General features: G+C 61.6%; 19 protein-coding genes and 1 pseudogene. 14 read left to right on the forward strand and 6 right to left on the reverse strand.

What is annotated here, in order from left to right:
- Entirely contained in the window at positions 1 to 939 is a 939-nt protein-coding gene (locus tag AC07Y9_RS20780; protein WP_087091018.1) for a carbohydrate kinase family protein, read from the forward strand.
- 62 nt (positions 940 to 1,001) lie between these two features.
- Positions 1,002 to 1,619: a transglycosylase SLT domain-containing protein gene (locus tag AC07Y9_RS20785; RefSeq protein WP_087091019.1), complete on the forward strand. Its 618-nt coding sequence runs from the start codon at positions 1,002 to 1,004 to the stop codon at positions 1,617 to 1,619.
- A 307-nt stretch (positions 1,620 to 1,926) separates the two neighbouring features.
- On the opposite strand, the gene AC07Y9_RS20790 is transcribed toward AC07Y9_RS20785, so the two are convergent.
- Positions 1,927 to 3,237 (reverse strand): OprD family porin, encoded by a 1,311-nt coding sequence (locus AC07Y9_RS20790; protein ID WP_087091176.1) that lies wholly within the window; start codon positions 3,235 to 3,237, stop codon positions 1,927 to 1,929.
- A gap of 773 nt (positions 3,238 to 4,010) precedes the next feature.
- On the opposite strand from AC07Y9_RS20790, the gene AC07Y9_RS20795 reads away from it, so the two are divergent.
- From AC07Y9_RS20795 to AC07Y9_RS20830, 8 genes are all read left to right on the forward strand, one after another.
- Positions 4,011 to 5,039 (forward strand): NAD-dependent epimerase/dehydratase family protein, encoded by a 1,029-nt coding sequence (locus tag AC07Y9_RS20795; protein ID WP_102681200.1) that lies wholly within the window; start codon positions 4,011 to 4,013, stop codon positions 5,037 to 5,039.
- Positions 5,040 to 5,371: 332 nt separating this feature from the next.
- Entirely contained in the window at positions 5,372 to 7,444 is a 2,073-nt protein-coding gene (locus AC07Y9_RS20800; RefSeq protein WP_102681201.1) for a type VI secretion system Vgr family protein, read from the forward strand.
- On the forward strand, positions 7,441 to 8,280 hold the full coding sequence (locus AC07Y9_RS20805) for a DUF4123 domain-containing protein (RefSeq protein WP_102681202.1): 840 nt from the start codon (positions 7,441 to 7,443) through the stop codon (positions 8,278 to 8,280). Before AC07Y9_RS20800 ends, AC07Y9_RS20805 begins: the two co-directional genes overlap by 4 nt.
- A gap of 4 nt (positions 8,281 to 8,284) precedes the next feature.
- Positions 8,285 to 8,764, forward strand: a complete 480-nt coding sequence (locus AC07Y9_RS20810; RefSeq protein ID WP_102681203.1) for a DUF3304 domain-containing protein — start codon at positions 8,285 to 8,287, stop codon at positions 8,762 to 8,764.
- A gap of 91 nt (positions 8,765 to 8,855) precedes the next feature.
- The gene (locus tag AC07Y9_RS20815; protein WP_102681204.1) at positions 8,856 to 9,338 is read left to right on the forward strand and encodes a DUF3304 domain-containing protein; all 483 of its coding nucleotides are present in this window, start codon (positions 8,856 to 8,858) and stop codon (positions 9,336 to 9,338) included.
- A gap of 127 nt (positions 9,339 to 9,465) precedes the next feature.
- Complete coding sequence (locus AC07Y9_RS20820) at positions 9,466 to 9,975, forward strand: DUF3304 domain-containing protein (RefSeq protein ID WP_081502442.1); 510 nt, start codon at positions 9,466 to 9,468, stop codon at positions 9,973 to 9,975.
- Entirely contained in the window at positions 9,972 to 11,792 is a 1,821-nt protein-coding gene (locus AC07Y9_RS20825) for a T6SS phospholipase effector Tle1-like catalytic domain-containing protein (protein ID WP_256580999.1), read from the forward strand. The genes AC07Y9_RS20820 and AC07Y9_RS20825 overlap by 4 nt, the downstream gene beginning before the upstream one ends.
- A 280-nt stretch (positions 11,793 to 12,072) precedes the next feature.
- Entirely contained in the window at positions 12,073 to 12,333 is a 261-nt protein-coding gene (locus AC07Y9_RS20830; protein WP_009043792.1) for a DUF2790 domain-containing protein, read from the forward strand.
- Positions 12,334 to 12,480: 147 nt separating this feature from the next.
- Here the strand turns inward: AC07Y9_RS20830 and AC07Y9_RS20835 are convergent, their stop codons facing one another.
- A complete protein-coding gene (locus AC07Y9_RS20835) occupies positions 12,481 to 12,750 on the reverse strand; it encodes a DUF1652 domain-containing protein (protein ID WP_007926398.1) in 270 nt (89 codons plus the stop codon).
- A gap of 462 nt (positions 12,751 to 13,212) precedes the next feature.
- Between AC07Y9_RS20835 and eco the strand changes: the two genes are divergently transcribed.
- Complete coding sequence (gene eco / locus AC07Y9_RS20840) at positions 13,213 to 13,695, forward strand: serine protease inhibitor ecotin (protein ID WP_102681206.1); 483 nt, start codon at positions 13,213 to 13,215, stop codon at positions 13,693 to 13,695.
- A 150-nt stretch (positions 13,696 to 13,845) separates the two neighbouring features.
- Here the strand turns inward: eco and ilvA are convergent.
- Positions 13,846 to 14,853: pseudogene (gene ilvA, locus AC07Y9_RS20845) on the reverse strand (threonine ammonia-lyase, biosynthetic); the annotation flags it as partial.
- Positions 14,854 to 15,120: 267 nt separating this feature from the next.
- Between ilvA and AC07Y9_RS20850 the strand changes: the two are divergent.
- Both AC07Y9_RS20850 and map read left to right on the forward strand, forming a co-directional pair.
- Positions 15,121 to 15,324 carry a ParD-like family protein gene (locus AC07Y9_RS20850; RefSeq protein ID WP_007926402.1) on the forward strand — a complete coding sequence of 68 codons (204 nt, stop codon included), beginning with the start codon at positions 15,121 to 15,123 and terminating at the stop codon, positions 15,322 to 15,324.
- Positions 15,321 to 16,085, forward strand: coding sequence for a type I methionyl aminopeptidase (map, locus tag AC07Y9_RS20855; protein ID WP_102681208.1), 765 nt, complete (start codon positions 15,321 to 15,323; stop codon positions 16,083 to 16,085). The genes AC07Y9_RS20850 and map overlap by 4 nt, the downstream gene beginning before the upstream one ends.
- A 4-nt stretch (positions 16,086 to 16,089) precedes the next feature.
- Here map and AC07Y9_RS20860 read toward each other — a convergent pair whose 3' ends face one another.
- A complete protein-coding gene (locus tag AC07Y9_RS20860) occupies positions 16,090 to 17,031 on the reverse strand; it encodes a magnesium transporter CorA family protein (RefSeq protein ID WP_101337911.1) in 942 nt (313 codons plus the stop codon).
- Between the two features lie 7 nt (positions 17,032 to 17,038).
- Complete coding sequence (locus AC07Y9_RS20865; RefSeq protein ID WP_164485839.1) at positions 17,039 to 18,541, reverse strand: RimK family ATP-grasp domain-containing protein; 1,503 nt, start codon at positions 18,539 to 18,541, stop codon at positions 17,039 to 17,041.
- A gap of 176 nt (positions 18,542 to 18,717) precedes the next feature.
- On the opposite strand from AC07Y9_RS20865, the gene rimI reads away from it, so the two are divergent.
- On the forward strand, positions 18,718 to 19,824 hold the full coding sequence (gene rimI / locus AC07Y9_RS20870) for a ribosomal protein S18-alanine N-acetyltransferase (protein WP_102681209.1): 1,107 nt from the start codon (positions 18,718 to 18,720) through the stop codon (positions 19,822 to 19,824).
- Between the two features lie 112 nt (positions 19,825 to 19,936).
- On the opposite strand, the gene AC07Y9_RS20875 is transcribed toward rimI, so the two are convergent.
- Positions 19,937 to 20,706 (reverse strand): PQQ-dependent sugar dehydrogenase (locus AC07Y9_RS20875; RefSeq protein ID WP_102690483.1); only part of this gene is annotated, 770 nt, incomplete at its 5' end.

A 20,706-nucleotide genomic window follows, 5' to 3' on the forward strand; every position in this document is an offset into this window, starting at 1 on the left:
ATGTATCTGGTCTGTGGTGAAGCACTGTTCGATTTTTTCAGCGAAGACGATGCCAGCGGTCGGGCATCGCGGGTCAACTTCCAGGCCATCGCCGGCGGTTCGCCCTTTAACGTCGCGGTCGGTCTGCGCCGCCTGGGCGTGGACGCGGCGCTGTTCGCCGGGCTGTCCACCGACTACCTCGGCCGGCGCCTGTTGCAGGTGCTGCGCGACGAAGGCGTGGCCGAGGACCACCTGCTGCACGTCGAGGCGCCGACCACCCTGGCGATGGTCGCGGTGGGCGCCGACGGCTCGCCGCAATACAGCTTCCGTGGCGAAGGCTGCGCCGACCGCCAGTTGCAGCTCAGCGACCTGCCGCCGCTCGACAGGCGGGTGCGCGGCCTGCACATCGGTTCGTTTTCCCTGGTGGTGCAGCCGATCGGCGACACCCTGCTGGCGCTGGTGCGTCGCGAGCGCGGCCAGCGCCTGATCAGCCTCGACCCCAACGTGCGCCTCAACCCGGCCCCGGACATCCAGCTGTGGCGCCAACGCATCGACACCCTGGTCCGGCTGGCCGACCTGATCAAGGTCAGCGACGAAGACTTGCACCTGCTCTACCCCGGCCAGGATCCGCAGCACGTGATCGAAGGCTGGCTGCAGCATCACTGCCAGCTGGTGTTCCTGACCCGCGGCGCAGAGGGCGCGACGGTGTTCAGCCGGGTGCATGGCCGCTGGTCGGCACCGGCCATGCCGATTAAGATGGCCGACACCGTGGGCGCCGGCGACACCTTCCAGGCCGCCTTGATTGCCTGGCTGACCGAACGGCAGCTGGATTCGTTGGAGGGTGTGGCGGGCTTGAGCCGGGACCAGATCGACCAGATGCTCAGGTTCGCCATCCGCGCCGCGGCGCTGACCTGTGGCAAGACCGGACCGGACCTGCCCTATCGCCACCAACTGAACTGATCGCAGGGGCGCCGCATTCGTACCACATTGGCGCCCCCATCGACCCGAATAGAGCCTTGCCTTTGACCCGCTTTGCCTGTGCCGCCGTAGTCTTCCCCCTCATCCTGACCGGCTGCGCGACCTCGCCGCCGGCCAACCCCAACGACATCTGCGAGATCTTTCGCGAGAAAAGCGACTGGTACAAAGCCGCCAAGGCCACCGAAGAGAAATGGGGGGTGCCGATCCAGGTACCGCTGTCGATCATCTACCAGGAATCGAGCTTCAAGCAGGACGCCTTGCCGCCACGCAAATACCTGTTGTGGGTGATTCCCTGGGGCCGGGTGAGCACGGCGGCCGGCTACCCGCAGGCCAAGGACGAAGTCTGGGGCGACTACCAGCGCAAGGGCGACAACTACTGGGCCAGCCGCACCAACTTCGCCGACGCCACCGACTTTATCGGCTGGTACATGGACCAGACCACACGGGTCAACGGCGTGACCAAGCAGGACGCCTACCGCCAGTACCTGAACTATCACGAAGGCTGGGGCGGCTACCGCCGGCAGACCTATACGGCCAAGCCCTGGCTGCAAACCGTGGCAATGAAGGTGCAAAGCCGTTCCAGCCTGTACGGCCAGCAATACGCCAGCTGCCGGGAAGAGTTGAACCGCGGCTTCTGGAGCCGCTTCTGGCATTGGCTGTAACGGCCCGAACTGTGCTTGTGCACATCTCCCCGGCCTGCGCACTCCCTGTAGCCGCTGCCGAGCTCCGCGAGGCTGCGACCGGCTGCAAGGCAGCCGCAAAAGCCAGCAACGCGATCTATCTGAAGTGGCCGCGTGCAGATCGCGACTACTGCGTAGTCGATCGCAGCCTCGCAGGCTCGGCAGCGGCTACACAGACACCGCGAACCCCGTAGCCGCTGGCGCAGCCTGCGATCGGGCGCGCAGCGGCCGCAAAACCTGCCAACGCGTTTATCCAGACAGATCGCGGATTCAGCTTCCGGCAGCGCCGTCAGAGAATCGAGAAGTTGTAGCTGACGATCAGCCGCGTCTCGTCCACGTCCCGCGCGTATTTTTCGTAGTTGCTGCGGTAGGTGGCGTTACGCAGGCGCAGGCTGACGTCCTTGAAGGTGCCGCTCTGCACCACGTACTTGAGTTCGCTGTCGCGTTCCCACTCGCGGCCTTCCTGGTCGCTGCCCGGGACCTTGATATGGTCGCCGCTGACATAGCGGGTCAGGAAGCTCAGGCCGTTGATGCCGATGGCCTTGAAGTCATAGTCGTAGCGCAACTGCCAGGAACGCTCCTGGGCGGCGGCGAAGTCGTTGACCTGCACATAGTTGACCAGGTACGGGTTGCTGCCATCGAGGTACGGCATCGAATTGTCGCCGTTCATGCGCTGCCAGCCGGCGCTGAAGGTGTGGCCGTCGATGGCGTAGCCGAGCATGCCGCTCAGGGCGCGGTTGTCGATGGAACCGGCGCGCTCGGCGCCGCTGTCGGCGCTCTTGAGCAGGCGCAGGTCAGCCTTGAGCACGCCCTGGCCCAGCGGCTGGTTGGCCAGCAGGCCGATAAAGTGCTGGCGATAGATGTCCTCCAGCTCCGCGTAGTGATACTGGCCGGTCAGGCGGTCGTTGAACTTGTAGTCGATGCCGTACATGTCGAAATGGTCGGCGGTGATGTTGCAGGCATACCGCTTGTTCTTGCAGTGCACGCGGATGTCCTGGGCGTCCGTGGAGTCCCGGGCGGTGTACTTGTCCAGCCGCGCGGCCGTGAACGTCAGGTCCTTGATCTCTTTGGACGTGAGCATGGCGCCGTTGAACATGGTCGGCAGCAGGCGCCCGTCGTTGTACTTGAGCAGCGGCAGGTCCGGCAGCAGCGCGCCGTACTTGAGCACGCTCTGCGACAGGCGCACCTTGGCCGTCAGGCCGAGCTTGGCGTACTGGTCCTTGGAACCCCGCGGGTCCTGGCCGCTGGACGGCAGCAGGCCGCTGTTGCTGCGGTCGGGGCTGGAATCGAGCTTGAAACCGAGCATGCCCAGCGCGTCGATACCAAAGCCGACGGTGCCTTCGGTGTAGCCCGATTGCAGGTTGAGAATGAACCCTTGCGCCGACTCTTCGCGCTTGGAGGCACCCTGATCGTTGCCGGTATGGCCGTCGCGGAAGTCACGGTTGAAGTAGATGGTGCGCGACTCGAGCTTGGCGCTGCTGTCTTCGAAGAAACCCGCGGCCTCGGCCCGGGCAGTAAAACCCGCGCACAGGCACAGGGCGCCGAGGCCCACCGTTGGATAACGCAGCGGTCGGAATGAGTGCAGCAAAGGGAAAGGCATGAAAAGCTCCAGCAGTGCATCGGTAAAGCAGATGAAAGAAGGCAATAGCAATCCATCTGGCGAATCATTTCTGGCCAGGTGAATTGATCAAATCAATGTTGACCCGAAATGATGGCAGATGGCTTTGACGGGCTATACCCGACTTTAGTCTGAAGCGGCTACAGCCTTTGCCCCTGAACACCCTCCTTCAACGCACTGCCCTCGCCCGGGATAAAGCGATCATTTCCAACACTCTTTGCCTTTCTCCAGGCTCTTGGCCAAGGCGCTATTCATTGGGCGCTTCGAGAGGTTTTGGATCCAAGGAAGCCTGCGCCCAGGATAAAAATGGTTTTTTTTCGTTAAAACTTCTACCGCTCGTCGGATTAATTTGCCCTTCCGGGTTTGTTACCCAGGAATTGCCCCAAGGCATTCATAAGCCTTTAATTAAGGTTATCTAGTTGATTTTAAACGTTGTTACTTCTTAAACATGGTTATACAGAACGCCTTCGTCATTTATATAACACGACAAAACGCCAATTAACCGACTCCTCGCTGTGGTAGTGTCAAAAAAAGAACGCGAAAAGGACTTGCACCTATTCAGTTCTTTAAAAAGTGAGCCATGAAACTCACGCATTACCCATCACGGATGAGGTTCCTCCCTTGGATGTCAGCGTTTTTGGTACCGGCCATGTCGGCCTGGTACAAGCAGTCGCCCTCGCCATCGCGCGGGACATCGCTCGCCATTGTCACCCGGGCAGTGGCTTGCCCTGGCGCGTACCGGGGGCGCTCTGCGCATGAATATCCTGATCACCGGGGCCGCCGGCTTCATCGGCGCCCATACCGCTCTGCGTTTGCTCAAGGATGGGCATCAGGTCACCGGGCTGGATAATTTCAACGACTACTACGACCCGCAACTCAAGCACGACCGGGTGCGCTGGGTGGAGCAGCAGGTGGGACAGTTCCCGCTGTACCGCCTCGATCTCGGCGATACCGAAGCCCTCGACCGGCTGTTCGCCCAGGTTCGCCCGCAGGTGGTGATCAATCTGGCGGCCCAGGCCGGGGGACGTTATTCCCTGGAAAACCCCAAGGCTTACCTGCACAACAACCTCGGCGGCTTTCTCAACCTGCTGGAAATGTGCCGGCGTTATCCGCCCGAACACCTGATTTATGCCTCGTCCAGTTCGGTGTACGGCGCCAACCATCAACTGCCGCACAAGGCCAGCGACACCGTGGACCATCCGCTGTCGCTGTACGCCGCGAGCAAAAGGGCCAATGAGCTGATGGCCCATAGCTACAGCCATCTGTTCGACATGCCGGCCACCGGCCTGCGCTTCTTTACCGTATATGGCCCCTGGGGACGCCCGGACATGTCGCCGGTGCTGTTCGCCCAGGCCATCTGCGAAGGCCGTCCGCTGAAGCTGTTCAACTACGGCATGCACCAGCGCGACTTCACCTATATCGACGACCTGGTCGAATCTCTGGTTCGCCTGCTGGGCAAGCCACCGGTGCGCAACCCCTTGTGGAACCGCGAACACCCCGATCCCGCCACCAGCATGGCGCCTTGGCGTCTATTCAATATCGGCGGGCAACGTTCGGTGGAACTCAAGGACTACGTCGCCACCTTGGAGCAACTGCTCGGGCGCAAGGCACAGGTCGATTACCTGCCGTTGCAACCCGGCACCGTGCTGAACACCTGCGCCGATGCCAGCGCCCTGGAGAACGTCACCGGCTTCGGCCCTCAGGTCCCCCTGGCCGAGGGCCTGGGACGCTTTGTCGATTGGTTCCAGAGCTACTACCGGCCGCCGTTGCCCCCGCGTTCCTGACGCGACAACGACCAGCCCCCGGCGACAGCCTGTATCGCCCTTGCGGGCCAGCTGGCCGACGGCGATTGCGGCGCTGGCTCGCTGCTCGAAAGCCCGTCGCCGGCCCACGTCGCCACGGGAATCCCTGAGCGGCCATCGGCGTATCCCCTACAGCCAACTCCGCTGATGCCCGTAGGGCGTTAGCCGGATGGGTTGTCAGGCATAAGTAATGGTTATCGCGGACATTTCTGAATGTTCCGGCGGGCGGAAAGCCGCGGCCGCCTCGGCTTGAATCGACCGGCTTATTCCTGCACCATCCGCCCCCTGCTTATTCAATGGATGGATTTCACGGCATGCTGGATGCTAACGCTACCCATATTTCCCTGACGATCGAAGGCGCCTCGGTCGACCTTCAGGTCCTCAGTTTCGTTGGCCGCGAAGCCCTCAATCAGCCCTTCTGCTTCGATATCGAACTGGTCAGCGCGCGTCCCGACCTCAAGCTCGAAGAACTGCTGCACAAGCCGGCTTGCCTGACTTTTGGCGCGACCGGTAAAGGCCTGATCCACGGCCTGGTGTACCGCATCGCCCAGGGCGATTCCGGGCGCAAGCTGACCCGCTACAGCATCAGCCTGACTCCGCAGCTCAACTACCTGCGCCACAACTTCAACCAGAAGATCTACCAGCACCTCAGCGTGCCGAAGATCATCGCCCAGGTCCTCGAGGCCCGCGGCATCCTGGCCGACGCCTACAGTTTCCAGCTCGGCGCCACCTACCCGGAGCGGGTCTACTGCACCCAGTACGACGAATCCGACCTGCACTTCATCCAGCGCCTGTGCGAAGAAGAAGGCATTCACTTCCACTTCCAGCACAGCGCCAGCGGCCACAAGCTGGTGTTCGGCGACGACCAGACGGTGTTCCGCAAACTGGCGGCGGTGAACTACCAGCAGGACTCGGGCATGGCCGCCGAACAGCCGGTGATCAAGCGCTTCAACCTGCGCCTGGAAACCCGCACCAGCCGCGTCAGCCGCCGCGACTATGACTTCGAGAAGCCGCGCCTGCTGCCCGAGGGCACGGCCAAGTCCGAATTCATGCCGGACCTGGAAGACTACGACTACCCCGGCCTGTTCACCCAGCAGGCCCGCGGCAAGCAACTGGCGACCCGCGCCCTGGAACGCCATCGCAGCGACTACCGGCTGGCCGAAGGCAAAGGCGACGAGCCGAGCCTGGTCAGCGGCCACTTCCTGACCCTGGCCGCCCACCCGCGCAGCGAATGGAACGACCTGTGGCTGCTGCTGGAGGTGATCCACGAAGGCAAGCAGCCGCAGGTGCTGGGCGAGAACATCACCAGCGACGTCACTAGCAATAAAGACGACTTCCACCAGGGCTACCGCAACCGCTTCCTCGCCACGCCCTGGGACGCCCACTACCGCCCGCCGCTGGAACACCCGAAACCCAAGTCCCTGGGCAGCCAGACCGCGGTGGTCACCGGGCCCAAGGGCGAAGAAATCCATTGCGACCAATACGGCCGGATCAAGGTGCAGTTCCACTGGGACCGCGATGGCCAGGCCGACGACAACACTTCCTGCTGGGTCCGCGTCGCCAGCGGCTGGGCCGGCAAGGCCTACGGCGGCATCGCCATCCCGCGGATCGGCATGGAAGTGCTGGTGACCTTCCTCGAAGGCGACCCCGACCAGCCCCTGGTCACCGGCTGCCTGTACCACAAGGAAAACGTGGTTCCCTACGACCTGCCGGCGAACAAGACCCGCAGCACCTTCAAGACCCTCAGCTCGCCGGGCGGCAAGGGCTACAACGAACTGCGCATCGAAGACAAGAAAGGCGCCGAACAGATCTACCTGCACGCCCAGCGTGACTGGGACGAGAACGTCGAGCACGACCAGCGGATCCGCGTCGGCAACCAACGCCACGACACAGTCGAAGCCAACACCCTCACCGAACTCAAGGCCGAAGAACACCGCATCACCCACCTCGACCGCAAGAGCGAAATCCGCGCCAACGACCACCTGACCGTGGCCGTCACCCAGCACGCCAATATCGGCACCGCGCAATTCGTCGAAGCCGGCCAGGAGATTCATTACAAGGCCGGTGGGAAGGCCGTGGTCGAGGCAGGCGCGGAACTGACGGCCAAGGCCGGCGGCAGCTTCGTCAAGCTCGACGGTGGCGGCGTGACCATCAGCGGGGCCGACGTGAAGATCAACTCCGGAGGCGCGCCGGGCGTGGGTACGCCGGCGGCGCCGCTGTTGCCGGGACTGCTGAAGCTCGCTGACGCCGACAAGGCCGGCGGCCTGCTGCTGGGTCGTTTGAACTCGCCCATACCGCGCCTGACGCCGCCCAAGGGTATCTGCGTCGAGTGCCTGCTCAAGGCCATCCGCCAACGCCAGGCAATTCTGTCCGGAGCACAGCCATGAGCGATTTGCAGCAAGGCCAGCAGGATTGGGTCAACGCCGCGGCCAAGGGCTTGAGCCTCACGGCCATCGTCGAGCAGGCCCTGCTCAGCGCGCCGCAGCGCAATGCCCTGGGTGAACTGGAAGGCGCCCGCTGGCCCCTGATGTACCAGGCCGAGCTGGCCCAGCTGCGCAATGACGGGCCGCTATTGCTGGACATGACCGGTCAACCTTTCGAACGGCTGGTGGCGATCCACGAACTGTTCGGCTCGAACCTGGCCGGCTGGTTGAGCAGCACCCTGCCAGCCAATCGGCTGGCCACCCACCTTGGCGACGCCCTGGTCTGCCAGGACGCCAACGATGCCGTGCTGCTGATCCGCAGCTACAGCGCCGAGGTACTGCCCCTGCTCCACCAGCAAGTCGGCCAGCCATGGCACCAGTGGCTGTTCGGCCCCCTCGACACCTGGTGGGTCAAGGCCGAAAAAGACTGGCAGCGTCTTGCCGGCCCGGCGCACGGCGAAGTGCCCGAGTACCACCCGATCCGCCTGGATGAGCCGATGATGCACAGCCTGCAGCATGACGCCCACGCCGAGCAGCTGCTGGTGCAGACCGAAAACGTCGCCCCCGAGGCCTTTGCCAGCGACTGCCACGGCGAACGCCTGCAACAGGTGCAAGACTTGCTGCAGATCGCCAGGGCCCAGGGCCTGGACCGGCAGGAGGATCAATCGACCTTCGTGTTGCACAGCCTGATCACCCGCAACCCACTGCACCAGCGCCCCGAATGGGCGGGAATCCTGCGTCAGGTCACCGATGACCGGGACACCCTGGAAAACGCCCTGGCCGCACAAGAAGGCGCCTGAGGCGATGTCGTTGCCGTCACTCGCAAAGCGCTGGAAGCGCCTGCCCGGCCGCCAGAAAGCCCTGATCCAGTGGTTGGCTCTGGGCGCGCTGGTCGCCGGTTATTTCATCTGGCAGTACAGCCGCATGCCGGGCGCGGCGCTTTATGGACATAACCATACGGATCGACCCATCTTCAGTTATTTCGTCAATGACAATTGGGGAGGCAACGGAGGTGTGACCTGTTGCTGGCGTATCGAGGGCAAGACGCTGAAGGTGGACTGGATAAAAGGCCGCACAGGAGAACAAGTGCGTCAGGGGGTTAAAAAGGAAACCCTTTCAATCGAGATCCCTAACCCACCTCGCAAGCGAACCGACGATACCCTGCATGTGCATTTCCTGCCCGGAGATCAGGTGCGCATGGCCTGGAGTGACAAACACACCAGTCCTCTCAAGGAGGAACTGCGCGAGTTTTATGCCGGGGATCAGGAGCGCCGGTCCGAATGAGCCTCCTTCATTCCCATCTAGTTGTCGCTCTGCGGCTTTCGGCGCCATCGGTTGAAAGGCTTGCAGGCAGCCGGACAAGGAGTCTGTGGTAATGGCGTCACTCGTAAACCGCTGGAAATCCTTACCCAAGGCTCAGAAAACCCTGATCAACCTATTGGTGTGGGGCACGCTGATCGCTGCTTACTTCATCTGGCAGTACAGCCGGATGCCCGGGGCCGCACTTTATGGGCATAACCATACGGATCGCCCCATCTTCAGTTATTTCGTCAACGACAATTGGGGTGGAAATGGGGGCATGACCTGCTGCTGGCGCATCGAGGGCAAGACACTGAAGGTGGATTGGATCAAGAGCATGACCCGAACACAGTATGAGCAGGGGACTCGGGAAGAAACCCTATCAGTCGAGATCTCTAACCCTCCCCGCCAACGCAGTGACCGCTATTTGCATGTGCACTTCTTCCCCGGCGACCAGATTCGCCTGGCCTGGAGCGCCAATCTCGACACCCCCTATGAAAATCTCAAGGAAGCACCCGCAGTGCCTGATGCCAAGGACCAGGAAGCCCAATCCCAATGAGTCACGGGTTTTCGCCGCCCACTATTGAAAGACTTGCAAACAGCGCGAGCTGGGCAACAGAAATGCCCCCCAGGCGAAAGAACATGACCGTGCGCAGAAACAGGTTCGCACTAACAAGGAGTTTGTTGTGACATCGATTCAATCACTCAGAAATCGCTGGAAGTCTTTGTCCGGTTTGCAGAAAACCCTCATCAATCTGTTGGTCTGGGGGGGACTAATTGCTGCCTATTTCATATGGCAGTACAGCCAAATGCCGGGGGCAATGCTCTACGTTCACAACCAAACGGATCGCCCTATCTTCAGCTACTTCGTTAATGACAACTGGGGGGGTAATGCCACAGCAAACGGAGGGGGCGGAGCAACCTGCTGTTGGCGCATTGAAGGCAAAACGCTGAAAGTAGATTGGATAAAAGGTCGTACAGGTGAGCAAGTTCGCCAAGGAGTTCAAAAGGAAACCTTATCAGTCGAGATCGCTAACCCACCTCGTCAACGCACTGATCGATATCTACACGTGCATTTTTTCCCCGGAGACCAAGTTCGCCTAGCCTGGAGTGCCAACCTGGACACTCCTTATGAAAACCTCAAGGAGGCGCCACCAGTCTCTAACTCCAAGGATCAGGAAACCAAATCCCAATGAGTACCCGTAATGCTGATTTGGCTGCGGCTGCCAGCGCCCGTTGTGCGGGACCAACCAAAAACTCGCATATCACTACTTGTGAACGAACTTTGCGGATCGGATTCTTTTTCGACGGCTTTGGACGTCACCTGCTGAAAGACTTGCAGTCAGGTCGGGTTAGTAACGTCGGCAAGATGTATATGGCGCACCCCACTACTGGAAAGGATGAATCCTCTTACAATTATCGAAGGCTATACCTTTCAGGAATGGGTACGGAGTACATCGCAGACCTGACCACCACTGCCAATGCCGGAGTGGATACCGCAGGCAGCAAGGCAGCCGATGTGCCCAAGGATGTGGCAAAGGACGAAGGGAAAAAGATCCTCAAGGATGTACTGAAAGGTCGTGACTGGTGGGATCGCTGGAAACGCGACCTGAAGGACCTGGTCAGCGCCCCCCTTAAGGGCCTTAAAATACTGAAGAGCGCAGTGGTCGACGCGGCGTCTGAAGTCATTCCACCCCTGCGCGACAACCCCATCATGGCTGAGATAGCCAAGACTGGAGCCAATATTCGCATCGATGGCGCCATCGACTACCTGAACGACGAAGTGAGCAAGGTCAAGGCCTTGAGCGGCCCACCCCTTAAGCGTATCGAACTGTCCGTGTACGGCTTCGACTACGGCGCCACCCTGGCCCGGGGCTTTCTGTATCGCCTGCTGGACCGCTGCCTGATCGATGGCGAGAAAGTGGAGTATCAGGGCGCACAGGTGATCGTGCTGTTCGCCGGCCTGTTCGACGCAGTGGATCGCAGCCGTAGCGATATACCGCTGATCGACGACTATATACCCGTGCCCACCAGTAACGTGCTGGGGGACGCCAATGTTCTGCCCAAGCAGGTCAGGCAGGCGCTGCATCTGGTCGCCGCCCACGAGCGACGCTTTTACCGGCGGGCCAGCCTACTCGGCAAAGGCAACGCCAAGTGGCGCGAAGAACTGATGCCCGGGGTCAGCGAGGATATCGGTGGCAGCCTGCTGCCCGGCGAGCAGAAACCCAGCGCCGAGCTGGCGCTGGTCAGCTTGCACCGCATGTACCGCGCAGCATTCCAGGCAGGAGTACCTTTCCTTCATCTCGAAGACTTATACGAAAAGGATGCCGATACTGCTGAGCTGTTCACCTTCAACGACCATATCAACGGCAAGACTGCCTTTGGACTGGTCAAGCATTATCAGTCGGCCGCCAAGGCCAGCATTGCCCAGCTGAAAAACCTCAACCTGGGTGACAAAGCGCCCTTCCTCGGCCATATGCGCCTGTATATCCGCTGGCTGGCGTCGATCTCGCGCTCTTATGTGCAGCGCCTGCGAGAGATCGGCGAAGAGGAAGATCGCCTGAACGCCAGCCAGTATGCCTCGGGGAACAGCGCCGGGATGTTCGGCCGCCCGGTGGAAACCCCGGAAAAGAGACAGGCCCGCCTCAAGCGCACCCAGGAACTGCAAACCGAACGCGAGGCGCTCAGGGCAGAGCTGGGCTGGCTGGAAGATGTCGACAGTGAAGCCCGCAGCATGCGCAGCGGGCGGACGCGGGATGGCTACAGGGCCGCCGGCACACCGCAGCAGATGCTGGTGTGGCAGGTGCTGTTGGAAGAGGAATGGTTCAAGGAACAACTGTCGCCATTGCCGGAGGAAGTGAGCCTGTTGTTCGGCCACTTCATACATGACCAGTTAGTCCAGTCCCTGGCGCAGCGCTCAGCCAAGTCGGTGAGCGGGCAATGCTACTTCGATATCCGCGGGATCGATCTGCTGGAGAAAGAAGAGGAAGAAAAGGAGAAAGACAAGAAATAAGTGCATTCAATGCCTGCCCGAAATCGGGCCAGGCATTGACGACCTGCAAGGCAGGGGCTTGTGTCCCCTGCCTTCAGGCCCCCCGCTGACCCCGAATACGCGTTTCTGCGCAAAGCACATTTCGTCGGGCAGTCTCCCTTCCGCGCAAATCATTAGCCCCCTACTTAATCTCCGATTAATCCCCCAGCCCAAAACTGTACGCGACCGCGCAGCGCAGAATCCCCTGTCGCCCTCCGCGGCGCGCTCGATGCGGTTTTGTCGGGCTTATCGGAGAACGCTCATGAACATGCGTATTTTGCTGGTCGGGGCCCTGGCGTTTGCCGGGGTCGTGGGTGTGGCTCAAGCGGACACGGCCCAGGTACAGCCGGTGCCTTATCACTATGGCATGCCGCTGAAGGTGGCCAAGGTGGTGTCGATGACCGAGCCCGCGACGCCGGAGTGCAAGGTGGTCACCGCGGACATGACCTTTATCGACAAGGCGGGCAAGCTGGAAGCCATCAGTTACCGCAAGCTGTCGGATGCTTGCAGTTATCAGAACTGAGGGCTGCCCTGCTCTACCGCGTGCAAGGTTGCAGGCAGCTCGGCGAGATTCAGGCAGGGGTTCTGGTAGCGGTGAAGGTCGAGGTTGCGCCTGGCCCGGAGGTTATCCAGGCCAGGCAAGCAACACAGGCATTGGCAAAGCCGCCGATCAATGAGCCCTGGACTTGAGGGCGATGGGTTGGCTTCCCGGATGGTTCGCCAGGTCGTAGCGCAACTCGGCGATCAAATCGTTGATTTCCCGGCAGCCGTTGAGGCTCGCCGCATCGATACCGGTGACCACCAGGTCCACGCGGTCGGTTTCATGGTCGCCATAGACTTTCACGGTCATGTGCAGGTCGGGGCTCAGGGTGCACTCGCAGCGTTTGGGCAGGAAGCTGCATTCAATGATATTGCGCAGTTCCAAGGCAGATAAGAACATGGCAGATCTCTCCGTTGGTGCAGTGGCCATTCAATGATGGCAAGAATATCGTCTCGGGATTCCACCCCCGAAATACGGCGTACGGCGTGACTAAACCTCCCTGGAAGAGAAAGCCATTAATTAGACTAGGCCGTATTTGCGCATCCACTAAATTCTATTTTGCTCTGAGCAGTGAGGCTTTTTTTCACCCTCGGTCCTGGGACTTTCGTCCGACCGGAAGACCTCCTAAGAGCACGACATCGGCCTCTCGCCGAGAGGGAATGGAACCTCCTCCCGCCCGTCGCCATGGGGGATAAATCATCGGCTTATCCCCTCGGTCTCGAAGGCTGGCGTCATGCCATTTGCCGCTGTGAAATGGCCACGGTTTGCATGACCGGACCTTCCCCAGTCAAACTGCCCGGCGTTTCAAGCAAACGGCTCCCTCCATTGGGAGAGCCGTCGATCAACCTGCAAGGAGGCCTTATGCGCTTTTTTCCTGTATCCACCGCCATCGCTGTGCTGTTGAGCGGTCTGTCCACCCTGAGCCATGCGGCCAAACTCGAAGACGTGGCGCCCTACCCCAAGGCTGAAGAAGGTTTTGTGCGTCAGGTGATCCATCTGCCCAAGCAGGCCAAGGAAGAGGACTTCAAGGTCGAGGTCCTGGCCGGCAAGACCCTGACCGTCGACTGCAACCGTCAGCGCCTGGGCGGCACCCTGGAAGAGAAGAACCTGGAGGGCTGGGGTTACCCCTACTACCGCCTGGACAAGGTCAGCGGGCCGATGAGCACCTTGATGGCCTGCCCCGAGGGCAGCAGCAAGCAGGCGTTCGTGCCGGTGGTCGGCGAAGGCTTCGTGCTGCGCTACAACAGCAAGCTGCCAATCGTGATCTACGCCCCCAAGGACGTCGAAGTGCGCTACCGCCTGTGGTCCGCCGCGGACAAGGTCGAGAAGGCCCGCGCGGAATAACCTGCGCAGCGGCTACATCGCAGGTGATGTAGCCGCCAGACCAGGCAACGCAGTGCATCAGTGACCCGACTGGCGAGCGTCTCGCGCTCGTGCGCAGGCTTCGCCAGCGGCTACAGAGGCCCTGCTCCCTTCTTATACCAGCGCAACCGCACCCAAGGCCGCGCGCTCGGCCACCTGCCCCAGGCGATCGAAGTTGATGTTGGCCCCGGAATCGATGGCCACCAGGGTTTCGCCCTGTACGCCGCTGCGGGCCACGTACTGCTTGATCCCGGCCACCGCCAGCGCTCCCGACGGCTCGGTGATGGAGCGGGTGTCGTCGTAGATGTCCTTCATCGCGCAGCAGAGTTCGTCGTTGCTGACCGTGATCACTTCATCGACCAGCGCTCGGCACAACTCGAAACAATGGGCGCCGACCTGCGCCACGGCAACACCGTCGGCGAAGGTGCCGACGCTGGGCAGCACCACCCTTTCCCCGGCCCGCAACGCCTGCTGCAGACAGTTGGAGTGCTCGGACTCGACGCCGACGATGCGCACCTCGGGCCGCAGGTATTTCACATAGGCCGCGATGCCGGCGATCAATCCGCCACCGCCCACCGGGACGAAGATTGCGTCCAGGCGCCCGGAGTACTGACGCAAAATCTCCATGCCCACCGTGCCCTGCCCGGCGATCACGTCCGGGTCGTCGAAGGGCGAGACGAAGGTCTGGCCGCTACGCTCGGCCAGTTGCAGGGCATGGGCCAGGGCAAAGGGAAAACTCTCGCCCTGCAGCACCGCCTCGGCGCCGCGGCTGATGACGCCCTGCACCTTCAGCTGCGGCGTGGTGGAAGGCATGACGATGGTCGCCTTGATCCCCAGCTCCCGCGCCGCCAGCGCCACGCCCTGAGCGTGATTGCCGGCGGAGGCGGTGATTACCCCACGGCGCTTTTGCTCGTCGCTGAGTTGCACCAGCTTGTTGTAGGCGCCGCGGATCTTGAAGGAAAAGGTCGGTTGCAGGTCCTCGCGCTTGAGCAGCACCTGGTTACCCAGCGCCGCCGACAGGGCCGGAGCCGGCTGCAATGGCGTGCGCACCGCCAGGTCGTAGACCGGCGCCGCGAGAATCTTCTTCACGTAGTGCTCCAGCAGGTCCAGCGGGGTGTGCGGCTCGGCGGGATGGTTCATGGGGTGTCTCCTGGCGGTGTCGAGAGCCCCGGAGACAGAAAGAAAAAACCCGCCTCTAGGGCGGGTTGGGTGCAGTGTCAGACCCGCCAATCAGGAATGGCGGTAATAATGCTTGGCTGGGAACGCAATGCGGAAAAAGTCATGGCGAGGAAATTAACCGGCGGGTCGCTGGTGCGTCAATGGTCAATGACAGGTCGAGCTATCTGCCATTTGCCGAAAAATATACGAAACGTATATGCTTCGTATATTTACCAGGACAGAAACCCCGTGGGCATCGTCAAGATTTCAGATCAACTGCATGAACAGATCCGCGTCGCCAGCGATGCCATGGATCGCTCCATCAACGCCCAGGCCGAGTTCTGGATCAAGATCGGCCTGCTGGCCGAGCTCAATCCGCATCTGGCCTACAACGACCTGATCAACAAACTGCTGCTGAACAAGAGCGACCTGATCCGGGGGCGCAGCGCATGACCCAGGCCCTGATCAAGACCCCGCAACAACTGGCGCTGATGCGCGAGTCCGGGCGCCTGCTGGCGACGGTGTTCAGCTTTCTCGACGACCTGGTCGCGCCCGGCCTTTCGACCATGGAACTGGACACGGCCGTGGAGCGCTTTATCCGCCAGGACCTGGGCGCCCGTCCGGCCAGCAAGGGCCAGTACAACTACCCCTACTCGATCAACACCTCGATCAACGAAGTGGTGTGCCATGGCATGCCCCATGAGAAGGCCATCCTCAGGGACGGCGATATCATCAACATCGACATCACCCTGGAAAAGAACGGCTTTATCGCCGACTCCAGCAAGATGTACCTGATCGGCAATGTCAGCCCCAAGGCCCAGCGCCTGGTGAGCACCACCTTCGAGGCGATGTGGGAAGGCATCAAGGTGGTCCGCCCCGGCGCACGCCTTGGCGATATCGGCCATGCCATCCAGAAACACGCCGAAACCCGGGGCTACAGCGTGGTGCGCGAGTACTGCGGCCATGGCATCGGCCGGCAGATGCACGAAGAGCCGCAGGTCCTGCATTTCGGTCGCCCCGGTACCGGCCTGGAGCTGCGCGAAGGCATGGTGTTCACCATCGAGCCGATGATCAACCAGGGCAGCGCCCGGGTGCGCGGCCTGAAAGACGGCTGGACCGTGGTCACTCGCGACAACGGCCTGTCGGCGCAGTGGGAACACACGGTGGCGGTGACCCGCGACGGCTTTGAGGTACTGACCCTGCAACCGGCCTGAAACCTCAGGCGCACTTGCCGTTGCCGCCGGCCAGGCGCCTGAGACCAAGCACCATCCCCCCTGCCCCCAGCAGCATCGCCACGAGGAACAGCGGGTAGGCAATCCACCACGGGGTGCCGGCGGTCATCATGCTGAATTCGGACATGCCGCCGATGCTCGCGATCAGGTTCAGCGGCAGGAACACCACGTTGATCAGGGTCAGTTTGCGCAACAGGCTGTTCATGTTGTTGTTCATCAGGTTGCCGCGCGCGTCGATCAGCCCGGAAAACACCGTCGAATAGATCTCCGCCTGCTTGTAGCACTGGTTGTTCTCGATGATCAGGTCGTCGATCAGGCCGACGGCCTCGGCGCTGAAGTGCGCCTTCTCGGCGTGGTTGCGCAGCCGGGTCAACACCGCGCCGTTGCTGTGAATAGCGTTGATGTAATAGATCAGGCTTTCGCTGAGGTTGAACATCTGGATCAGGTGGCGGTTTTCCATCGAGTCGTTGAACTGCTGCTGCAACTCGCGGGCGACCATCTTGATCACCTTGAGGTGCCCCAGGTAGTGATGGATGTTGGTGGACAGCAGGTCCAGCAGCACATCCAGGGGGCTATTCAGGGCCTGCCGCGCGCCCAGGCCGCTGAGCTGGCTGTCGTCGTGGGCGATCACCAGCAGGCGTTGCGGGGAAAACAGCAGGCCGCAGGACGACACCTCGAACGACAGGCTACCGCCGCCGGAGTAGTTCTCCGGGCGTTTCCAGATCAGGAACAGGTTGTCCGGGTGAAACTCGATGCGCGACACCTCGTCCGGGTCCAGCGCCGAGGCCAGGGCGTGTTCGTCGAGCTTGAAGCCAGTGCGCAGCAGATCGCGCTCGGCGGGGTCCGGGTTGCTGAACAGCATCACTTCGGCATCCAGGTTCTCCACCGGCAGCAGGCGGCCCTGGCTCAACTGGTAGCTCTTGATCATCGACCGTTCACCAGGCCTGCCCGCGGCGCTTGAGTTCCAGGCGACGGACGAACTCCTCGAGCACCAGGGAATACAGGTCGTCGCGCAGGTAGGCATCTTCGATGCCGGCGTCCAGGTTGGGGTTGTCGTTGACCTCGATCACCACCACCTTGTCGCCGGACTGCTTGAGGTCGACGCCGTACAGGCCGTCGCCGATCAGGTTGGCGGTCTTCACCGCCAGTTCCACCACCGCCCGCGGCGCCTCGTGGACCGCCAGGGTGCGGCATTCGCCGTTGATGTCCTGGCCCTTGGCCTTGTGGTTGTAGATCTGCCAATGGCCCTTGGACATGAAGTACTGGCAGGCGAAGATCGGCTTGCGGTTGAGCACGCCGATGCGCCAGTCGTACTCGGTGTAGAAAAACTCCTGGGCCAGCAGCAACACCGAATGTTCGAACAGCTCGGCGGTGGCCTCCAGCAGCGCCTGCTGGCTCTCGACCTTGATCACCCCACGGGAGAAACAGCCGTCGGGAATCTTCAGCACCAGTGGGAAGCCCAGGCGTTCGCCAACCCGCTCGAAATCTTCCGGTCGCTCCTTGTAGAGGATCTCGGTGGCGGGCATGCCCAGCTGGTGGCTTTTCAGCAGATCGGTCAGGTAGACCTTGTTGGTGCAGCGCAGGATCGAGGCCGGGTCGTCCATCACCACCAGGCCCTCGCTTTCGGCCTTCTTGGCGAAGCGATAGGTGTGGTTGTCGACGCTGGTGGTCTCGCGGATCAGCAAGGCGTCGTACTCGGCGATACGCGAGTAATCCTTCTTCTCGATCAGTTCGACGTCGATGCCCAGGCCCTTGCCGACCCGGACAAAATTCTCCAGTGCCCGGGCGTTGGAAGGCGGCAGGGCTTCCTGCGGGTCATGGAGGATCGCCAGGTCATAGCGGGCCAATCTTTTCGAGCGCGGCATGCGCCAGATCTTGCGACTGAAACTGTCCAGGGAATGGGCGAATTGATCTTCCTGGTCTTCGCGCAACTTATGTAAGGCACCGGACTTCACCCCTTCGATATGCCAACCGTTAGTTCGTTTGAAGTCCACCAGCAATATTGGACAAGGAAAGACTTCGAATAACTGGCGTGCCAACTCCTGTAACGGTTCGATATGGGTCTTGCCGAAGTACAGGGTCAGGGTAAAACCTTCGGTATCGCTGTAAAGATGATTGCTCAGGGCCTTTTCCAGGGTTTTATCCAGGTCGTCCAGGGCCAGGCCGTAGAGCGATTTTCGGGTCAGCTCGCTGATGGTGCGCACCGAGGGAATCACCTTGTGCCCCCGTGCCTCGGCCAGCAGCGAGCAGTAGTAACCGTGGCCCAGGTACTTGTAGCTGCGGCACAGGTTGATCACCTGGACCCGCTTGCCGGGCTGGGTTTCACGGGTCTGTTCCAGGTACTCCTGAGCGCTGAGGATGTCTTCGCTGGGGAAGTAGGAGGCCCAATCTTCCTTGCGCTCGACAATAATCAGCAACTGGCTGGAAGTTTCACTCATCGCTGAAAAATAATTAACCGGAGTTATTGTCGCCGGCAGACTTTGCTCGGATACTCCACGCCAATGACCTTGTACCGCTGACATAATGTTTGATCCGCTTAAGAACAAGACCTTTTCTATTAAGCACGAACTTTTTCGAAAGTCTCGTTTCGTTACGCAACTTTTACGGCGGTTATATGGATCTTGTCTTTCGCATTGCCACACCTGAGGACTTGCCTGCTTTAGTGCGACTGGAACAGCAGTGTTTCACCACCGATCGCCTGACGGTGCGCAGCTTCCAGTGGATGATCAGCCGCGCCCATGCGTGCCTGATCGTCGCCGAGCAGGCGGGACAACTGCTGGGTTATGCCTTGGTGCTGTTCCATCGCGGGACCTCCCTGGCCCGCCTGTACTCGATCGCCATCGCGGTCGAGGCCCGCGGGTCGGGCCTGGGCAAGCGCCTGCTGGAGCGGATCGAAGCCTGCGCGCGGGAGCATGACTGCGCCTACCTGCGGCTTGAGGTGCGCAGCGACAACCCGACGGCCATCGCCCTGTACGAACGCAGCGGCTACCGGCGCTTCGCCGTGCTGCACGACTACTACGAGGACCACGCCGATGCCCTGCGCCTGGAAAAGCGCATCCTGCAGCATCGCGAGAGCCGCACCATCCGCGTGCCCTATTACCAGCAGACCACCGACTTCACTTGCGGCCCGGCCTGCCTGCTGATGGCCATGGCCGCTCTGCAACCCGGGCGCGCCCTGGAGCGCCGTGAAGAACTGCAGCTGTGGCGTGAGGCGACCACCGTGTTCATGACCTCCGGCCATGGCGGCTGCAGCCCCCAGGGGCTGGCGCTGGCCGCGTGGCGCCGGGGCTTCCGGGTCAGGCTGCAGGTCAATACCCGCGGGCCGCTGTTTCTCGGCGGGGTGCGCGACGAGCATAAAAAAGACGTCATGCGCCTGGTGCACGAGGAGTTCTGCGCCGAGCTGGATAGCAGCGACGTCTTGCAGGTGCTGGGCGGCCCGCTGGACCTGCCGAAGCTGCTGGCCGATGGCGGCCAGCCCCTGGTGCTGATCAGCAGCTACCGCCTGACCCGCTCCAAGGCCCCGCATTGGATAATGGTCACCGACTGCGACGAAGAGTTCGTCTACCTGCACGATCCCGATGTCGACCACAGCCAGCACCGCCAGCCGATGGATTGCCAGCACCTGCCGGTGAGCCACGGCGAGTTCGCCAAGATGTGCCGTTTCGGCAGCGGCAAGCTGCAGGCGGCGGTGATCCTCTACCCGCCCGCAGTGCCTCTGTAGGAGCGAAGCTTGCTCGCGATAGCCGCGAAGCGGCGATTCATCCTGCCAACACGCGTTATCGTTGAAGATTTTTTCGCGAGCAAGCTTCGCTCCTACAGAAGAAGGGCCTGGGTTATTCCAGGCCGATCTTGTACAGCCTGCCCTTGTCCTTGTCGGTCAGCACATACAGATAACCGTCCGGCCCCTGGCGCACGTCGCGGATGCGCTCCTTGAGTTCACCCAGCAGGCGCTCCTCGTGGCCCACCTTGTCGCCGTCGAATTGCAGGCGGATCAGCTCCTGGGACGCCAGGGCGCCGATGAACAGGTTGTGTTGCCAGGCCTTGAAGCGGTCGCCGTCGTAGAAGGCCATGCCGCTGATGCCGGGGGATTTCTCCCAGACATGCCGCGGGCCCACGGTGCCTGGGGCAGTCTTGCCCTCGGCTTCAGGAATCGGCGCACCGGAATAGTTGATGCCGTGGGTCGCCAGGGGCCAGCCGTAGTTCTTGCCACGCTCGATCAGGTTGATTTCGTCGCCGCCCTTGGGCCCGTGCTCGTTATCCCACAGGGTGCCGCTCCAGGGGTTGAGCGCCGCGCCCTGGGGGTTGCGGTGGCCGTAGGACCAGATCTCCGGGCGCACGCCCGGCTGGCCGACAAAGGGGTTGTCCTGCGGAATCCGGCCATCCGGATACAGGCGCACAATCTTGCCCTGCAACTTGTCCAGGTCCTGGGCGGTCGGGCGGTCGTTGTTTTCCCCCAGGGTGATGAACAGGTAGCCGTCACGGTCGAACACCAGGCGCGAACCGAAATGGTTGCCGGTGGAGAGCTTGGGCGCCTGGCGGAAAATCACCTGGAAGTCCTTGAGCGTCTTCAGGTCCTCGGACAGCCGTCCGCGCCCCACCGCCG

This window comes from Pseudomonas sp. GW456-L12 (genome assembly GCF_059424045.1).

Coding starts and splice junctions, on each gene's coding strand:
- AC07Y9_RS20780 (WP_087091018.1), top strand. CDS start 1: ATGTATCTGGTCTGTGGTGAAGCACTGTTCGATTTTTTCAGCGAAGAC.
- AC07Y9_RS20790 (WP_087091176.1), bottom strand. CDS start 3,237: ATGCCTTTCCCTTTGCTGCACTCATTCCGACCGCTGCGTTATCCAACG.
- AC07Y9_RS20795 (WP_102681200.1), top strand. CDS start 4,011: ATGAATATCCTGATCACCGGGGCCGCCGGCTTCATCGGCGCCCATACC.
- AC07Y9_RS20800 (WP_102681201.1), top strand. CDS start 5,372: ATGCTGGATGCTAACGCTACCCATATTTCCCTGACGATCGAAGGCGCC.
- AC07Y9_RS20805 (WP_102681202.1), top strand. CDS start 7,441: ATGAGCGATTTGCAGCAAGGCCAGCAGGATTGGGTCAACGCCGCGGCC.
- AC07Y9_RS20810 (WP_102681203.1), top strand. CDS start 8,285: ATGTCGTTGCCGTCACTCGCAAAGCGCTGGAAGCGCCTGCCCGGCCGC.
- AC07Y9_RS20815 (WP_102681204.1), top strand. CDS start 8,856: ATGGCGTCACTCGTAAACCGCTGGAAATCCTTACCCAAGGCTCAGAAA.
- AC07Y9_RS20825 (WP_256580999.1), top strand. CDS start 9,972: ATGAGTACCCGTAATGCTGATTTGGCTGCGGCTGCCAGCGCCCGTTGT.
- AC07Y9_RS20830 (WP_009043792.1), top strand. CDS start 12,073: ATGAACATGCGTATTTTGCTGGTCGGGGCCCTGGCGTTTGCCGGGGTC.
- AC07Y9_RS20835 (WP_007926398.1), bottom strand. CDS start 12,750: ATGTTCTTATCTGCCTTGGAACTGCGCAATATCATTGAATGCAGCTTC.
- eco (WP_102681206.1), top strand. CDS start 13,213: ATGCGCTTTTTTCCTGTATCCACCGCCATCGCTGTGCTGTTGAGCGGT.
- map (WP_102681208.1), top strand. CDS start 15,321: ATGACCCAGGCCCTGATCAAGACCCCGCAACAACTGGCGCTGATGCGC.
- AC07Y9_RS20860 (WP_101337911.1), bottom strand. CDS start 17,031: ATGATCAAGAGCTACCAGTTGAGCCAGGGCCGCCTGCTGCCGGTGGAG.
- AC07Y9_RS20865 (WP_164485839.1), bottom strand. CDS start 18,541: ATGAGTGAAACTTCCAGCCAGTTGCTGATTATTGTCGAGCGCAAGGAA.
- rimI (WP_102681209.1), top strand. CDS start 18,718: ATGGATCTTGTCTTTCGCATTGCCACACCTGAGGACTTGCCTGCTTTA.